Here is a 14,743-nt window from a genome sequence, read left to right on the forward strand (position 1 = left end):
GATGAACCGTCGGCGCTTCATCCAGCTTGCCGCGGGATCGCTTGCCCTTGGCGCCTGCCGGCCTGGCTCGGGTGTGCGTCCCCGGCTGGACAAGGCCCATATCGTTGTCGTCGGAGCCGGATTCGGCGGTTTGAATGTGGCCCGGAGCCTGAAACGGTGGGCGCCGGAACTGCGTGTCACCCTGGTGGAACGACACCGCCACTACGAGCGCTGCCTGGGCTCGAATGCGGTGATTGCCGGTCTGGCCTCGCCGCAAGGTCTGGTGCAAAACTACTTGGCCGCGGGCGAAACGCTCGGTATCCGGATGGTGAGAGCCAATGTGCTCGCAGTCGACGCCACGCGACGATTCGCGAGGCTGGAAAACGGCGATGCCCTGCCCTATGACCGGTTGGTGGTCGCGCCCGGCATCGACTTGCGCTGGGATGCCATCGCGGGATACGACGAAACCGCCAGCCATGGCGTGCCCCACGCCTGGAAGGGTGGCCCGCAGACCCGGCTGCTGCAGGCCCAGTTGGCTGCGATGCGTCCGGGCGGGACCATTGTCATCACAATCCCGGACCTGCCCTACCGCTGCCCTCCGGGTCCCTATGAGCGTGCCTCGCTGATGGCGGCCTATCTGCGGCGACACAACCCCTCGGGCAAGATCATCCTCCTCGACGCCAAAACCCGATTCTCCAAGCAGGCGGCCTTCCAGCAGGCCTGGCGTTCACTCTATCCCGGAATGATCGAATGGGTATCCGCCGAGCAGGAGGGCGATATCGACCATATCGATGTATCGCGGCGGGTTGTGCATACCGAATTCGGTCGACATGCCGCCGATGTGCTCAATGTCATCCCGCCCCAGCGCGCCGGCCAGCTGGCGTGGCAGGCGGACCTCGCCGATGCTTCCGGCTGGTGTCCCGTCGAGCCACTGACGTTTGAATCGAGCCGCCAGCCTGGCATTCACGTGATCGGGGACGCCGCTGCGGTCTCGCCCATGCCGAAATCGGCCTTTGCTGCGCAGGCACAAGCCAGGGTCTGTGCGACGGCCATCATCGCCTCGCTGAGCGGTCTCCCCTCGCCGCCGCCACGGCTGATCAACCATTGTTACAGCTTCGTAGCGGCGGATCAGGCCATTTCCGTCACCGGGGTCTACGGGTACGAGCCCGACGGGCACCGTCTGTCGACCCTCGCCAGCGGCGAGACGGCACCCGATGGCGACTGGCGCCGGGAAGCAGTGTACGCGCGCGACTGGTACGCGCTACTGCTGGAGCAGACGTTCGGCTGACGTGGTGAGGCAAAGGAGACCTGGTCGCCCAGGGGTTCCAGGTGCGTGACCACCCGGGTGTTGGCCAGGGCCGAGGCGATGGCCTGTTCGATCTCCTCGGCAAGCGCATGCCCCTGCCGAACGCTCCACTCCCCCGCTACCAGAACATGCAGGTTCACGAAGCGGTTGTGGCCCGAGGCCCGGGCCCTGAGATCGTGGAACTGGATACCCTGGCGGGCATAGTCGTCCAGGATGGCTTCGATGCGGGATTGCTCATGCCGGGGCAGGACAGTGTCGAGCAGGCCGGCTATCGAACGGCGGATCAGCTGGATGCTGGACCAGACGATCTGGATGGCGGCCAATCCGGCGATGGCGGGGTCCAGCCACAGCCAGCCGGTTCGCAGAGCGCCCAGCAGCGCCAGAAGGATGGCCACCGTTGTCCAGACATCGGCAAGCAGATGATGGCCATCCGCCTCCAGCGTGATCGAGCCATGGCGCCGCCCTACGCGGACAAGGGTCAGACCGACAGCGCCGTTGGCCAGACCGGCCAGCAGCGACACGGCAAGCCCCAGATCGAGCGCCTGCAGGGGCTGCGGCGTCAGCCAGCGCTGCCAGGCCGTCCAGGCAATGCCGCCGGCCGCACGAGGATCAGCCCGCCCTCGAAGCCACTGGCGAAATACTCCAGCTTGCCATGCCCGAAAGGATGGCCGGCATCGGCTGGCCTGGTGGCAAACCACAGGACCAGCAAGGCGACCACCGCCGCCACCAGGTTGAGCACCGACTCGGCCGCATCCGACAGCAGGCCAACGGAACCGGTGACCCGGTAGGCATAGGCCTTGAGAGCCATGGTCAGCAGGGCCGCGGCAATGGAAAGCCAGGCGAAGCGCGTGAGGGATCCAGGTTTCATGAATCGCCGTCAGGCAGTCCCGAGCGCCTTGGCCAGAAGCGGGCGGATGGTGTCGGAAAACGGCAGTTGGAGGGCGAAGTCGTGCCCCCGTTCGGACATCTTCCTCCAGGTCTTGCGGACGATCTCGACCAGCTTGTCAGGATCCTGGCTGGCGGCGAAACCGGCAAGATGATGCTCGAGAAACACCAGGCAGATGACATCCTCCAGTGTCTGGACTTCCGGGTCGGTCTTGAGTCCCCGCTTCTGGACGATGTACCCGACCCGTTCGATATCCGCCGCCCCGTAACCCGCGGCGGCCATCAGTTCGGCCAGGTGGTCGGCATGAAAGCGGTAGAGATAGGTGCGCCATTGTAGATAGCCCTCGCGCGACGCGGGATAGGTATCGCGCGGCACCTCCCAGCGCCGGATATGCTGGCCCCGGGCGGCGATCTTGAGATGCTCCGAGGCATCCGGGCAAATGCGCTGCAGCCAGGTCGACATGCGCTGGCCATAGAGCCATTCGCGCGGCCGCTCGACGCCGTCGGCGATTTCCGTGTGCGGGTCGGCAGCGTTTGCCCGGTCGATGAGTTCCAGTACGTGGCCAAGTTGAAGGGCAGTCATCGTTCAGAGTGCAAGGTGGTGAGGTCGAAAGTGGGGTCACTGAGCATTTTAGCGGGCCGCGCCGGGCCTGAGGCTGTGGTGTAAAATCGGCTCATCAAGCGAGGGAAGCGATGCATATTCTGGTCAGCAACGATGACGGATATTCCGCCGAGGGACTGAAGACCCTGGCCAAAGCGCTGAGTTCACAGGTCGACGTTACCGTGGTGGCGCCGGAAAGCAACCGCAGCGGCGCCAGCAACTCCCTGACACTGGAAGTGCCGCTGCGCATCAGTCGGGCGGAAAACGGCTTCCTGCGTGTCAACGGCACCCCCACCGACTGCGTGCACCTTGCCATCACCGGGCTTCTGGACCGGGAACCCGACATGGTCTTTGCCGGCATCAACCATGGCTCGAATCTGGGGGACGATGTCATCTATTCCGGCACGGTGGCCGCCGCCACCGAAGGGCGTTTCCTGGGGCTGCCGGCCGTCGCCATTTCCCTGGCCTCGTCGACACCGCACCACTTCGAGACCGCCGGCCGCGTCGCACTTTCCCTGCTGGAGCGCATCCGGCGCCATCCCCTGCCAGCGGACACCATCCTCAACGTCAACGTCCCCGATGTACCCTGGGAAGCCCTGCGCGGGTTCAAGTCCTGCCGCCTGGGACAACGCCACCGGGCCGAACCCGTCATCCGCACAGTCGATCCGCGCGGCCGCGAGATCTACTGGGTCGGCGCCGCGGGGCCTGAACAGGATGCGGGTCCGGGCACCGATTTCCATGCCATCCGCGAAGGTTTCGTGTCCGTCACGCCGCTGCAGATCGACCTGACCCGCTATGACCGCATCGAGACGCTGGCGGGCTGGCTCGATGACCTGGACGATTGATGAATCCACGCTTTGCCGGCATCGGCATGACGTCCCGGCGCACCCGGGAACGCATGATCGCCCGCCTCAGGGAACAGGGTGTCGCCCATCCCGATGTCCTCCGGGTCATGCTGGAAACGCCCCGCCACCTGTTCGTCGAGGAAGCCTTGGCCAGTCGGGCCTACGAAGATACGGCCCTGCCCATCGGCTTCAATCAGACCATCTCCCAGCCCTACATCGTGGCACGAATGACCGAGCTCTTGCTGGAATCCGGGCCGCTCGACAAGGTCCTTGAAGTCGGCACCGGCTCGGGTTACCAGACGGCAATCCTGGCGCAACTGGTCAAACGGGTATATTCGGTGGAGCGCATCTATCCGCTCCAGCAGCGGGCACGTCAGCACTTGCAGGAATTGCAGCTTCGCAATGTGCGGTTCAAACATAGCGACGGTGGCTGGGGCTGGGAGGAATACGCGCCCTATGACGCGATCCTCGCCGCGGCTGCACCGAGCGAGATTCCGGAAACCCTGCTGGCACAAATGGCCCGCCGCAGCGTGATGATCATCCCGGTCGGCCAGGGTGACCGCCAGATACTCAAGCGAGTCACCCGCAACGAGTCGGGTTTCCGGGTCGAGGATATCGAGCCGGTCAATTTCGTCCCGTTCCTGCCCGGCATCCTCTAGCCGCCCTGGCGACCACTCTTGAGTGCGCGCTGAAGGGCATCGGCCATGGCACCGCCGACCGGGGCCTGAGCCGCCCGAGCTTTCGCCCCGGTATCTCCCGACCGGACCGCGGGCCGGACCTGCCCCCGGCCGGAATCCTCGGCGGTCACGGCCGCACGCTTCATGCTCAGCGAGATCCGCTTGCGTGCGACATCGACTTCCAGCACCTTGACCTGGACCACATCGCCGGCCTTGACCACCTGCCGCGGATCCTTCACGAAACTGTCGGCCAGGTGCGAGATATGGACCAGGCCATCCTGGTGCACCCCGATATCGACGAAGGCGCCGAAATTGGCCACGTTGGTCACCACCCCCTCCAGCGCCATGCCGGGCTCAAGATCGGCGATGCCGGAAATTCCCGCCTTGAAGCGGGCGGTCCTGAACTCCGGGCGAGGATCGCGACCGGGCTTCTCCAGTTCCCTGAGAATATCCGCGACCGTCGGCAAGCCGAACCGGTCGTCGGTGAAGCTGGCGGCATTGACACTGCGCAGAAAAGCGGAATTGCCGATCAGATCGCGGATATCCCTGCCGCTTTGCTGGCGCAGGCGATCCACCACCGGATAGGCCTCGGGATGCACGGCGGAAGCATCCAGGGGATTGCTGCCGCTCATGATGCGGAGAAAGCCGGCCGCCTGCTCGAAGGTCTTGTCGCCGAAGCGCGGCACTTGCCTGAGATCCTCGCGCCGCTGGAACGGCCCGTTGCGATCGCGGAAGTCGACGATATTCTGGCTCAGGGTGGGCGATAGCCCGGAGACATACTGCAACAGTGAGCGGGACGCGGTGTTGACATCCACGCCCACCGCATTCACGCAATCCTCGACGACGGCGTCCAGACTCCGGGCCAGTTGCGCCTGATTGACGTCATGCTGGTACTGGCCGACACCGATGGCCTTGGGATCGATCTTGACCAGTTCGGCCAGCGGATCCTGCAGCCGGCGGGCGATGGAAACCGCACCCCGCAGGGACACATCGAGCGCCGGGAATTCGCGTGCGGCCAATTCCGAGGCCGAATACACCGAGGCTCCGGCTTCGGAAACGACAATCCGGGTCAAACCCAGCTGCGGGTGCCGACTCGTGAGATCCGCCACCAGCTGATCGGTCTCGCGCGACGCCGTACCGTTGCCGATGGCAACGAGATCGACCCGATGGCGGGCCGCCAGGGCCGCCAGCGTGGCCATGGACGGCTCTCGGTCATGACGCGGCGCGTGCGGGTAGATGGTCGCCGTTTCCAGCAACTTGCCGGTAGGGTCGATGACAGCCACCTTCACACCGGTGCGCAACCCCGGATCGAGCCCCATCGTGGCCCGCGGACCTGCCGGCGCCGCCAGCAGCAGATCCTTGAGATTCATGGCGAAGACCCGTATCGCCTCGTGCTCGGCAGCCTCCTTGAGGCATTGCTTGAGATCGAGATCGATGCGCGGGAACAGCTTGATCTTCCAGGCATAGCGAACGCAATCGGCCAGCCAGCGATCGGCTGGGCGAGCTCGATCGGCAACGCCTTCCTGTCGCCCGATCCGTCCCATTGCGGAGGCATGGGCTGCATCCTCGTCCGCGCCTGGCCTGAGCGTCAGCTCCAGAAACCCTTCCTTGCGACCGCGGAACAGCGCCAACACCCGGTGCGAGGGAAGCTTGGCGATGGCTTCCTCATAGGCGAAGTAATCGCGGAATTTGATTCCCTCATCCTCCTTGCCCGCGATCACCCGGGAAACGAGCAGGCCCTCCTGCCAGATTTTTTCGCGAATTTCCGCCACCGTGGCCGGATTCTCGGCAAAACGTTCCATCAATATCTGGCGAGCGCCATCCAGGGCGGCCGCACCATCATCGACGCCATGTTCCGGATTGAGATACCGGAGGGCTTCCTGTTCGGGCGATTTCTCCGGATTGTTCAGCAAATCCAGCGCCAGGGGCTCGAGTCCCGCTGCGCGCGCAATCTGCGCCTTGGTGCGGCGCTTGGGTTTGTAGGGCAGGTACAGGTCTTCCAGCCGGGTCTTGGTATCGGCCGCCAGAATGGCCTGTTCCAGTTCGGGCGCCAGCTTGCCCTGTTCGCGGATGCTGGAAAGAACGGCCTGCCGGCGTTCATCCAGCTCCCGCAGGTAATCGAGGCGCGACGCCAGGGCGCGCAGTTGGGTATCGTCGAGTGCGCCGGTTGCCTCCTTCCGGTAGCGCGCGATGAAGGGAACCGTCGCCCCCCCGTCAAGCAACTGGATGGCGGATTGAACCTGATGACGTTTGACGCCAAGTTCCTCGGCGATCTGGGAAGCTATATCCATGGAGAGCCTGTCCTTGGAGAAACCGATAACAAGATGACAAACAGCAAAAAGGCCACATTAAGCGGCCCTTTTGCGCAACAGCAAGCAGGTGATCAGGGGCGACCGTCGGCGGCGCCTTCCTTTTCGGGAACCAGCATGTCGGCGCGGCTGATGCCAAGCCGTACCGCCAGCGCGCTGGCCACATAAATGGACGAGTAGGTACCGACCACGATGCCGATGATCAGGGCCAAGGCAAAGTTGTGGATCACATCGCCTCCCCAGATAGCCATGGCGATCACGGTCAGCAGGGTCAGAAACGAAGTCATCAAGGTACGGCTCAGGGTTTCATTGATGGACAGATTGACGACCTCGATGGTGTCCGAACGGCGGATCTTGCGGAAATTTTCCCGAATGCGATCGAACACCACGATGGTGTCGTTGAGCGAGTAGCCCATGATCGCAAGCACGGCGGCCAACACACTGAGATCGAATTCCCACTGAAACAGCGCAAAGATGCCGACAATCATGACGATGTCGTGGAGGGTCGCCAGGATCGCTCCCGCCGAGAAGCGCCACTCGAAGCGCCAGGCCACGTAGACCAGGATACCCAGTGTAGCCATGATGAGGGCGAGTATGGCGCCTTCGGCAAGGTCGTCCCCGACCTGCGGGCCGACAAACTCGATGCGGTTGATGTCGGCGCGATTGCTGGAGCCCTCGTTGATCGCGCCCAATACTCTGGGCCTGATCTCCTGGTTCGTGACATTATCCTGCGGCGCCAGCCGGATCAGCACTTCCTTGGAACTGCCAAAGTTTTGCACGGTTGGATTGTCGAATCCGGCCTTTTCCAGGCGCACGCGCAGATCGGGCAGATCCACCGGGTTTCCGAAGGCGGCCTCGATCACCGTGCCACCGGTGAAGTCAACGGCATAGTTGAGGCCACGGGCAAAGAGCGAAACGATGGCAACCAGGCTCAGAATCGCGGAAATGGTGACCCACAGGCCACGTTTGCCCATGAAGTCGATATGAAAAGGCTGCACGGGGGTTGTCCTTTCGACCATGGCGGTCATCTCCTCGTAAATATCGTTGGTCGAATCAGATCCAGAGCTTGTCGACGCGGCGCTGACCGTAGATGAAGTTCACCATCATGCGGGTACACATCACGGCGGTGAACATCGAGGTGAGAATGCCGATGGTCAGAGTGACGGCAAATCCCTTGATGGGTCCCGAACCGATGCCGAACAGCATCAGGGCTGCCAGCAGTGTGGTGATGTTGGAGTCGAAGATGGTGGCAAAGGCGCGTTCGAAACCGGCATAGATGCTGGCCTGTATCGAGGAACCATTGCGCAGTTCCTCCTTGATGCGCTCATAGATGAGCACGTTGGCGTCGACGGCCATGCCGATGGTCAGCGTGATACCGGCAATGCCCGGCAGGGTCAGGGTGGCCTGCAGTGCGGACAAGATCGAGAGAATCAGCGCGACATTGAACAATAGCGTCATCACCGCGATCACACCGAAGACCTTGTAGTAAAGCATCATCACCACCCCGATCAGGATGAAGCCGATGATGAACGAACGGGTACCCTGCTCGATGTTCTCCTTGCCCAGACTCGGGCCGATGGTGCGCTCCTCGACGATGTCGACCGGTGCCGCCAGTGCGCCGGAACGCAGCAACAGCGCCAGATTGCGAGCCTCGTCGGTGCCATCCAGGCCGCTGATCTGGAAACGCTTGCTGAAACGGTCACGAATGGTGGCAATGTTGATGACCTCTTCCACCGTCTTCTTGGTGGTCACCTTCTGGCCGTTGACGTCCTTGGTCTCGCTCTTGTTCTCGATATAGACCACCGCCATCGGCTTGTTGATGTTTTCCTTGGTGGTCTCCGCCATCTTGCGGGCACCGGGGCCATTCAGGGTAATGAAAACCGCTGCGGAGCCGGATTGCTGCTCGATACCGGAGGACGCATCGATGATCTGGTCACCGGTCACGATGATCTTGCGTTGCAGCAGCACCGGGCGGCCATTGCGGTCCTTGTAGAGCTTGGAACCGATAGGGGTCTTGGTTTCGTCGGTCGGCGTCGGGTGTTCGGTATCGACCATGCGGAATTCCAGCGTTGCCGTGGCGCCAAGGATTTCCTTGGCGCGCGCCGTATCCTGCACGCCCGGCAACTGGACAACGATGCGATCCTCGCCCTGTTGCTGGATGACGGGCTCCGCCACACCCAGTTCGTTGATGCGGTTCCTGAGGGTTGTCACGTTCTGGGCGACCGCCAGGCGCCGGATCTCGCGCACATCGGCATCGGTCATGCGGCCCTTGAGCACGGTGCCGTCATCGTCGAACAGCAGGCCGCGAACCTCGCGCTTCAGGGTCGTCTCCGCCTGGCCCAGGGTTGACGCGTCAGGGAACTTGACCTCGATGACATGGTTGTTGCGATCCACCGAGGTGTATTGGATCTTGCTGTCGCGCAGCAGCGTGCGGATATCCTCCAGGTAACGCTCCTCGGCCTGCTTGATGGCCGCCTCCATATCGACCTGCATGAGGAAGTGCACGCCACCCCGGAGATCCAACCCCAGATACATCGGCGCTGCATTGATGGCCCGCAGCCAGCCGGGCGTCGCCGGCGCCAGGTTCAGCGCCACGGTATAACGCTCGCCAAACTGGTTCTCCAGGGCGTCGGACGCCTTGAGCTGGGCATCGGTATCGCCAAGGCGCAGCAGGAGCCTTTTGTCACCGAGCTCGACGGATTTCGGCTTCAAACCGGCATCAGCCAATGCCGTCTCGGCTTGCTTGACCAGCCCCTCGTCGAGGGTGGAGCCTCTCAATGGCGACAACTGGACGGAAGGATCTTCGCCATAGAAATTCGGCAGGGAATAAATCACTGCCACGGCAAGCGTGAGAAGGATGAGGATATTTTTCCAGAGCGGAAAATGATTTCGCATGATGGCCGCCTAGTAGCGCAATGACACCGATGCCAGCCCGGATGAGAGCCGACTCAGCTTTTATCGTTTTTCTTTCGGGTCTTGTAGGTACCCTTGGGGAGTAGCGAGGCAACGGCATTTCGCTGGACATGTACCTGGACGTTGTCAGCCAGTTCCAACTGCACGAAATTCTCGTCGAGATCGACAATCCGGCCCAGCAAGCCCCCGGTGGTCACCACCTCGCTGCCCTTGCCGAGGGAGTCGACCATCTTCTTGTGTTCCTTGGTCTTCCGTTGCTGCGGGAGAATGAAAAGGAAGTAAAAGGCGACCATGATGCCAAGCGGCAGAATCAGGCCGACGAAACCCGGGTCCTGGGCTCCCGCACCCGGGGCGGCCTCGGCCAAGGCATCAGCAATGAAAAAACCCATGATCTAGCTCCTCATGCGGGCGATAAAGTAACGGATTATGCCATAAAAGCCTGTGCCTCATGGCGCAGGCGATAGAACTCGGACACGAAGTCGTCCAGCCGGCCTTCGCCGATAGCCGCCCGCAAGCCAAACATAAGTTCCTGATAATAATGCAGGTTGTGAAGGGTGTTGAGCCGCGCCCCAAGCATCTCGCCACATTTGTCCAGGTGCCGCAGATAGGCGCGACTGTAATTCCGGCAGGTATAGCACGCGCATTCGGGATCCAGCGGGCGCACATCGTCCCGGTAGGTGCGATTGCGAATCCGCAGGGTGCCGTGACGGGTGAACAGGTGACCGTTGCGGGCGTTGCGGGTCGGCATCACGCAATCGAACATGTCGATACCCACCCGTACCGCCTCGACAATGTCTTCCGGCGTGCCCACCCCCATCAGGTAACGGGGTTTGCCAGTGGGCAACGCGGGAACCACAGCTGCCAGAACACGCGCACGGTCCTCCTTGGGCTCGCCGACCGAGAGACCACCGATGGCGTAGCCATCAAACCCGATCGCCTGCAACTCGCGCGCAGATTCCAGACGCAGTTCCTCGTAGACGCCGCCTTGGACGATGGCAAACAAGGCTGCCGGGTTGTCACCATGGGCGCTGCGACTGCGCGCAGCCCAGCGCAACGACAAGCGCATCGAATTCGCTGCCTGTTCGTAGGTGGCAGGATACGGCGTGCACTCATCGAAAATCATGACGATATCCGACCCGAGGGCACGCTGCACTGCCATGGACTCTTCCGGACCCAAGAATATCTGGTCACCATCGATGGGCGACTGGAACATCACGCCGGCCTCGCTGATCTTGCGCATGGCACCGAGACTGAAGACCTGGAACCCACCCGAATCGGTCAGGATCGGGCCGCTCCAGTGCATGAAATCGTGCAGATCGCCATGTCGCCGGATGACCTCGGTCCCGGGTCGCAGCATCAGATGGAACGTATTGCCGAGAACGATCTCGGCACCCAGTTCGCGCAATTCCTCCGGTGTCATGGCCTTGACCGTCCCATACGTACCGACGGGCATGAATGCCGGCGTATGGACCACGCCACGCGGGAAATGCAATTCACCGCGACGCGCGGTTCCATCCGTGCCAGTGATGCTGAATTTCATCTTTTCAGAAAACCAAAACAGGCCTTGACTGCCGTAGGTGCAGAGCATCCCGACGCGAGCAGAGACAAAAAACCCGCTAAGCCTTGCGGCTAGCGGGTTTCATGGATTGCCTAGGATGCCCTAGGACATTCAATTGGTGCCGATGGTCGGATTTGAACCGACACGACTTTCGTCACCACCCCCTCAAGATGGCGTGTCTACCAATTTCACCACATCGGCCAGAAAACATCGGGCAGCAACAGACGGTGATCAGTTGTTGCCTGCCGGCTGCGCGGGAGGTGCCACCGCAGGAACATCGCTCCTTGCCGGCGCGGGCGGATCCATCGAAACGGGGGGAAGATCACGCTTTGCGGCATCCTCCGTCACGGGAATATCCATGATGTCGGACTGCTTATTATCCTGATTACCTGCCAGGTAAGCAAGGGTCAGACTGGTAAGAAAGAATACCGTTGCCAGAATGGCGGTAGTCCGGGACAGAAATGACGCGGCGCCGCGCGCGCCAAAAACCGAATTGGATGCGCCTCCGAAGCCGGCTCCGGCATCCGCACCCCGGCCCTGCTGCAACATCACCAGTCCCACGATCGACAGCGCGATCAGGATGTGAACGACCATTAAGACCTGATACATGACGGATTCCGTTAAGCTGCGAGGCAGATGGCCAGGAAGGATTGTGCATCCAGAGAAGCGCCACCGATAAGGCCGCCATCGACATCAGGCTGCCCGAAGAGTTCGGCTGCATTGTCGGGTTTGACGCTGCCACCGTAGAGAATCTGAACCTTGGCGGCAACATCGGCGTTGCGCGCCGCAATCTGGGCGCGGATATAGGCGTGCACTTCCTGTGCCTGCTCTTTGCTCGCCGTACGACCGGTCCCGATGGCCCATACGGGTTCGTAGGCAATCACCGCATCCTGCAGGGACTCGACACCGCAAAGGTCCAGAACCGCGCCGAGCTGTCTGTCGATTACGGCGAATGTGGCATTGGCTTCACGCTCCTCCAGGGTCTCGCCGACACAAAGAATCGGCGTCACCCCGTGGGCAATTGCCTTGGCATAGCGAGCGGCCACCAACGCATCAGTTTCACCATAAATCGCACGACGTTCGGAATGGCCCACGATAGCCAGCGAGCAACCGAACTCCCGCAGCATGGATGCCGAAATCTCGCCGGTGAAGGCACCCTGATCCTGATCAGCGACGTTCTGGGCGCCCAGCCGGATCAATTTCCCGGCGACAGCAGCAGAAGCTTCTGGAATGAAGATGGCGGGGGGACATACGCCTACATCGGTCGCGCACCCGTCCGGCAGCCCGGCAAGAATATCCGCCAACAGTTTCTGCGAACTGGTACGGGTTCCATTCATTTTCCAGTTACCGACGACCAACGGGCGACGAGCCATGCTGCTTCTCCGAACAAGACACAAATAAACCGTGGAATACTACAGAGCACCGCTTGGCATTTCAAGCCGGACGCCGCCGCCGTCACGTCTTACCGGGAACGCCACCGGTAGCAACCAGCGAACCCAAGAGGGTTTTCGCTACACTGTCGCCCCCAACCACCACGAAATACAGCCTGCTTGCCGCCCGCGTCACCGAATCGCCCATTCGCCATCGCCCTGATGGGCCCCACCGCCTCGGGCAAAACCCGCTTGGCCATCCAGTTGGCCGGGGCGCTGGGGGGGGAAATCATCAGCGTGGACTCCGCACTGGTTTATCGAGGCATGGACATCGGCACGGCAAAACCCGATCTCGCCGAACGTGCCGGCGTCCCGCACCATCTCATCGACATCCTGGATCCGTCGGAGCGCTACTCCGCCGGGCAATTCCTGCGGGATGCCCTGGCCAAAATGGACGAGATCGTTGCCCGCGACCGAATCCCGATCCTGGCGGGAGGCACCATGCTCTACTTCAGCGGCCTGCTGCAGGGGCTGTCGATGCTGCCCACCGCCAACCTGGCCGTGCGGGAAACGATCGACGCCGAGGCCGCGATCCGGGGATGGCCCGCCCTGCACGCGCAACTCGCCCAGGTTGATCCCGACAGCGCCCGCCGCATTCATCCGAACGATGCACAGCGGATCCAGCGGGCGCTGGAAGTCCATCGCCTCACGGGAAGGCCGCTGAGCGAGCACTTCGGGACTCCGCCCGCCGCCGACACGCCCTACCGATTCTGCAGGCTCGTCCTGGCACCGACCGATCGCACGGCGCTTCAGCAGCGCATCCGCATACGGTTCCTGGCGATGATCGAACAGGGTCTGATCGGCGAAGTGGAAAGACTGCACCGCCGCGGCGACCTCGATCCGGACATGCCCGCCTTGCGGGCCGTGGGCTACCGCCAGGTGTGGGCCTACCTCGAAGGCAAATTCGGCCACGAGGCGATGATCGAGCGCGCCATCATTGCGACGCGGCAATTCGCCAAGCGCCAGATGACCTGGCTGAAGCGGGAAACCGGGGCTCTCCACCTTAGCTCGGGAGACACCGATCTGCTTGCCAAGACGCTCGAGGCCATCGAGCACCTCCGAGACAAGCAGCGTTGAATGGGTTACCGGCCGCCCCGAAAGGCACGCCCCCAGGCATCGGCGGCAAAGATGGCATCGCGAATGGCATCGGCCGTTACCTCGAAGGCTTCGTTATGCGCGGTCTCGCCCGCCGCCACGGCGCGCTCGGCGATAGCGGCGGCCCGCGAGGGGGTGAGGTTTTCAAGCCCCAGATCGCGCAGGGTCGTGGGCAATCCCACCGACCGGCAGAATCCGAGGACTTCCTCGATCAGGCATGAATCACGACCTTCCAGTACCAGTTGAACCAGCGTCCCGAAAGCCACCTTTTCGCCGTGATGGCGGTCATGGGTTTCCGGCGCAGCCGTCAAGCCATTGTGCACGGAATGGGCGACCGCCAGGCCGCCGGACTCGAACCCCAGGCCGGACAGCAGCGTATTCGCCTCGACGATACGCTCGAAAGCCGGCGTGATGGCATGCACCTGGGCCGCGGCCACCGCCGCGACACCATCCGCCAGCAAGGTCCGGTAGCAGAGATCGGCCAGGGCTGCGGCAGCGATCGTGCTCGCGCCCCCAACCTGGTTGGCCTTGCAGGCCAAGCGGGCCGTCTCGGCCTCGAAGCGGGTAGCCAAGGCATCCCCCATCCCGGAGATCAGCAAGCGAACCGGTGCCTGGGCGATGACGGTTGTATCCACCAGGACCAAGTCGGGATTGCGCTTGTAGAACAGGCACTTCTCGAACTGGCCATCGCTCGTGTAGACCACCGATAGCGCGCTGCATGGGGCATCGCTGGCCGCCGTGGTCGGGCAACAGGCAACCGGCCTGTCCAGTTCGGCCGCAACCGCCCGGGCAGCATCCAGAACCTTGCCGCCACCGGCACCGACGATCAACCGGGCATCGAGGCGGGTAGCCTCCCCCTTGCCCCCGGCGATCTCCTCGGCCGAACATTCACCGCCAAAATCGAGCACCGCAAAGGGGATCCCGGCCGCCTCGAAGCCGTTTCGCCAGATGTTCTCCAGCAATCGACGGGCACTGCGGCTGGCGATGATCAGGGCCTGCCCCCCATGCCCCAGCCTGAGCAGCTCGGCGGGAAGATGGCGGGTTGCCTCGCGCCCCTGGACATAGCGCGCGGGAGAACAGAATACCGACAGCATGCCAGCCACCTACCTTTCTCTCCTTCCGTTGATTCCGCCGCCGGTGAGCAT

The 14,743-nt window shown here is 62.7% G+C and carries 14 protein-coding genes, 1 tRNA gene and 1 pseudogene; 4 read left to right on the top strand and 12 right to left on the bottom strand.

Features of this window, described 5'->3' with window-relative positions; all coding sequences use genetic code 11:
- Window position 1: 1 nt before the first annotated feature.
- Window positions 2-1,267, top strand: a complete 1,266-nt coding sequence (locus ACH5N8_RS11580; RefSeq protein WP_483281415.1) for an FCSD flavin-binding domain-containing protein — start codon at window positions 2-4, stop codon at window positions 1,265-1,267.
- 89 nt (window positions 1,268-1,356) lie between these two features.
- Here the strand turns inward: ACH5N8_RS11580 and ACH5N8_RS11585 are convergent.
- The 3 genes and pseudogenes from ACH5N8_RS11585 to ACH5N8_RS11595 all read right to left on the bottom strand — a co-directional run.
- Window positions 1,357-1,875, bottom strand: a pseudogene (locus ACH5N8_RS11585) (cation diffusion facilitator family transporter); the annotation flags it as partial.
- The gene (locus tag ACH5N8_RS11590; protein WP_483281416.1) at window positions 1,845-2,153 is read right to left on the bottom strand and encodes a cation diffusion facilitator family transporter; all 309 of its coding nucleotides are present in this window, start codon (window positions 2,151-2,153) and stop codon (window positions 1,845-1,847) included. The gene ACH5N8_RS11590 and the pseudogene ACH5N8_RS11585, both read right to left, overlap by 31 nt.
- A 9-nt stretch (window positions 2,154-2,162) precedes the next feature.
- Window positions 2,163-2,753, bottom strand: coding sequence for a DUF4202 domain-containing protein (locus tag ACH5N8_RS11595; protein WP_483281417.1), 591 nt, complete (start codon window positions 2,751-2,753; stop codon window positions 2,163-2,165).
- Between the two features lie 110 nt (window positions 2,754-2,863).
- Here ACH5N8_RS11595 and surE point away from each other — a divergent pair, with 110 nt between their 5' ends.
- Window positions 2,864-3,616: a 5'/3'-nucleotidase SurE gene (gene surE / locus ACH5N8_RS11600; protein ID WP_460026895.1), complete on the top strand. Its 753-nt coding sequence runs from the start codon at window positions 2,864-2,866 to the stop codon at window positions 3,614-3,616.
- On the top strand, window positions 3,616-4,275 hold the full coding sequence (locus ACH5N8_RS11605) for a protein-L-isoaspartate(D-aspartate) O-methyltransferase (protein WP_460026894.1): 660 nt from the start codon (window positions 3,616-3,618) through the stop codon (window positions 4,273-4,275). Before surE ends, ACH5N8_RS11605 begins: the two co-directional genes overlap by 1 nt.
- Here the strand turns inward: ACH5N8_RS11605 and ACH5N8_RS11610 are convergent.
- The 8 genes from ACH5N8_RS11610 to tpiA all read right to left on the bottom strand — a co-directional run bounded on the left by ACH5N8_RS11610 (window position 4,272) and on the right by tpiA (window position 12,446).
- A complete protein-coding gene (locus ACH5N8_RS11610; RefSeq protein WP_483281418.1) occupies window positions 4,272-6,584 on the bottom strand; it encodes a Tex family protein in 2,313 nt (770 codons plus the stop codon). The genes ACH5N8_RS11605 and ACH5N8_RS11610 overlap by 4 nt on opposite strands.
- Before the next feature lie 92 nt (window positions 6,585-6,676).
- Complete coding sequence (gene secF / locus ACH5N8_RS11615; RefSeq protein ID WP_483281419.1) at window positions 6,677-7,621, bottom strand: protein translocase subunit SecF; 945 nt, start codon at window positions 7,619-7,621, stop codon at window positions 6,677-6,679.
- Window positions 7,622-7,655: 34 nt separating this feature from the next.
- Window positions 7,656-9,497 carry a protein translocase subunit SecD gene (gene secD, locus ACH5N8_RS11620; protein WP_483281420.1) on the bottom strand — a complete coding sequence of 614 codons (1,842 nt, stop codon included), beginning with the start codon at window positions 9,495-9,497 and terminating at the stop codon, window positions 7,656-7,658.
- A 53-nt stretch (window positions 9,498-9,550) separates the two neighbouring features.
- A complete protein-coding gene (gene yajC, locus ACH5N8_RS11625) occupies window positions 9,551-9,904 on the bottom strand; it encodes a preprotein translocase subunit YajC (RefSeq protein ID WP_460026890.1) in 354 nt (117 codons plus the stop codon).
- A gap of 35 nt (window positions 9,905-9,939) precedes the next feature.
- On the bottom strand, window positions 9,940-11,055 hold the full coding sequence (gene tgt / locus ACH5N8_RS11630; RefSeq protein WP_483283185.1) for a tRNA guanosine(34) transglycosylase Tgt: 1,116 nt from the start codon (window positions 11,053-11,055) through the stop codon (window positions 9,940-9,942).
- Between the two features lie 134 nt (window positions 11,056-11,189).
- Window positions 11,190-11,274: transfer RNA gene (locus ACH5N8_RS11635), tRNA-Leu, on the bottom strand.
- Between the two features lie 30 nt (window positions 11,275-11,304).
- Complete coding sequence (gene secG, locus ACH5N8_RS11640) at window positions 11,305-11,682, bottom strand: preprotein translocase subunit SecG (protein ID WP_483281421.1); 378 nt, start codon at window positions 11,680-11,682, stop codon at window positions 11,305-11,307.
- Between the two features lie 11 nt (window positions 11,683-11,693).
- The gene (gene tpiA / locus ACH5N8_RS11645; protein WP_483281422.1) at window positions 11,694-12,446 is read right to left on the bottom strand and encodes a triose-phosphate isomerase; all 753 of its coding nucleotides are present in this window, start codon (window positions 12,444-12,446) and stop codon (window positions 11,694-11,696) included.
- 219 nt (window positions 12,447-12,665) lie between these two features.
- On the opposite strand from tpiA, the gene miaA reads away from it, so the two are divergent.
- On the top strand, window positions 12,666-13,580 hold the full coding sequence (miaA, locus tag ACH5N8_RS11650) for a tRNA (adenosine(37)-N6)-dimethylallyltransferase MiaA (protein ID WP_483283186.1): 915 nt from the start codon (window positions 12,666-12,668) through the stop codon (window positions 13,578-13,580).
- Window positions 13,581-13,585: 5 nt separating this feature from the next.
- Here miaA and ACH5N8_RS11655 read toward each other — a convergent pair whose 3' ends face one another.
- On the bottom strand, window positions 13,586-14,692 hold the full coding sequence (locus tag ACH5N8_RS11655; RefSeq protein ID WP_483281423.1) for a glycerol dehydrogenase: 1,107 nt from the start codon (window positions 14,690-14,692) through the stop codon (window positions 13,586-13,588).
- Window positions 14,693-14,743 lie beyond the last annotated feature (51 nt).

This window comes from Methyloparacoccus sp. NF-16 (genome assembly GCF_056880625.1).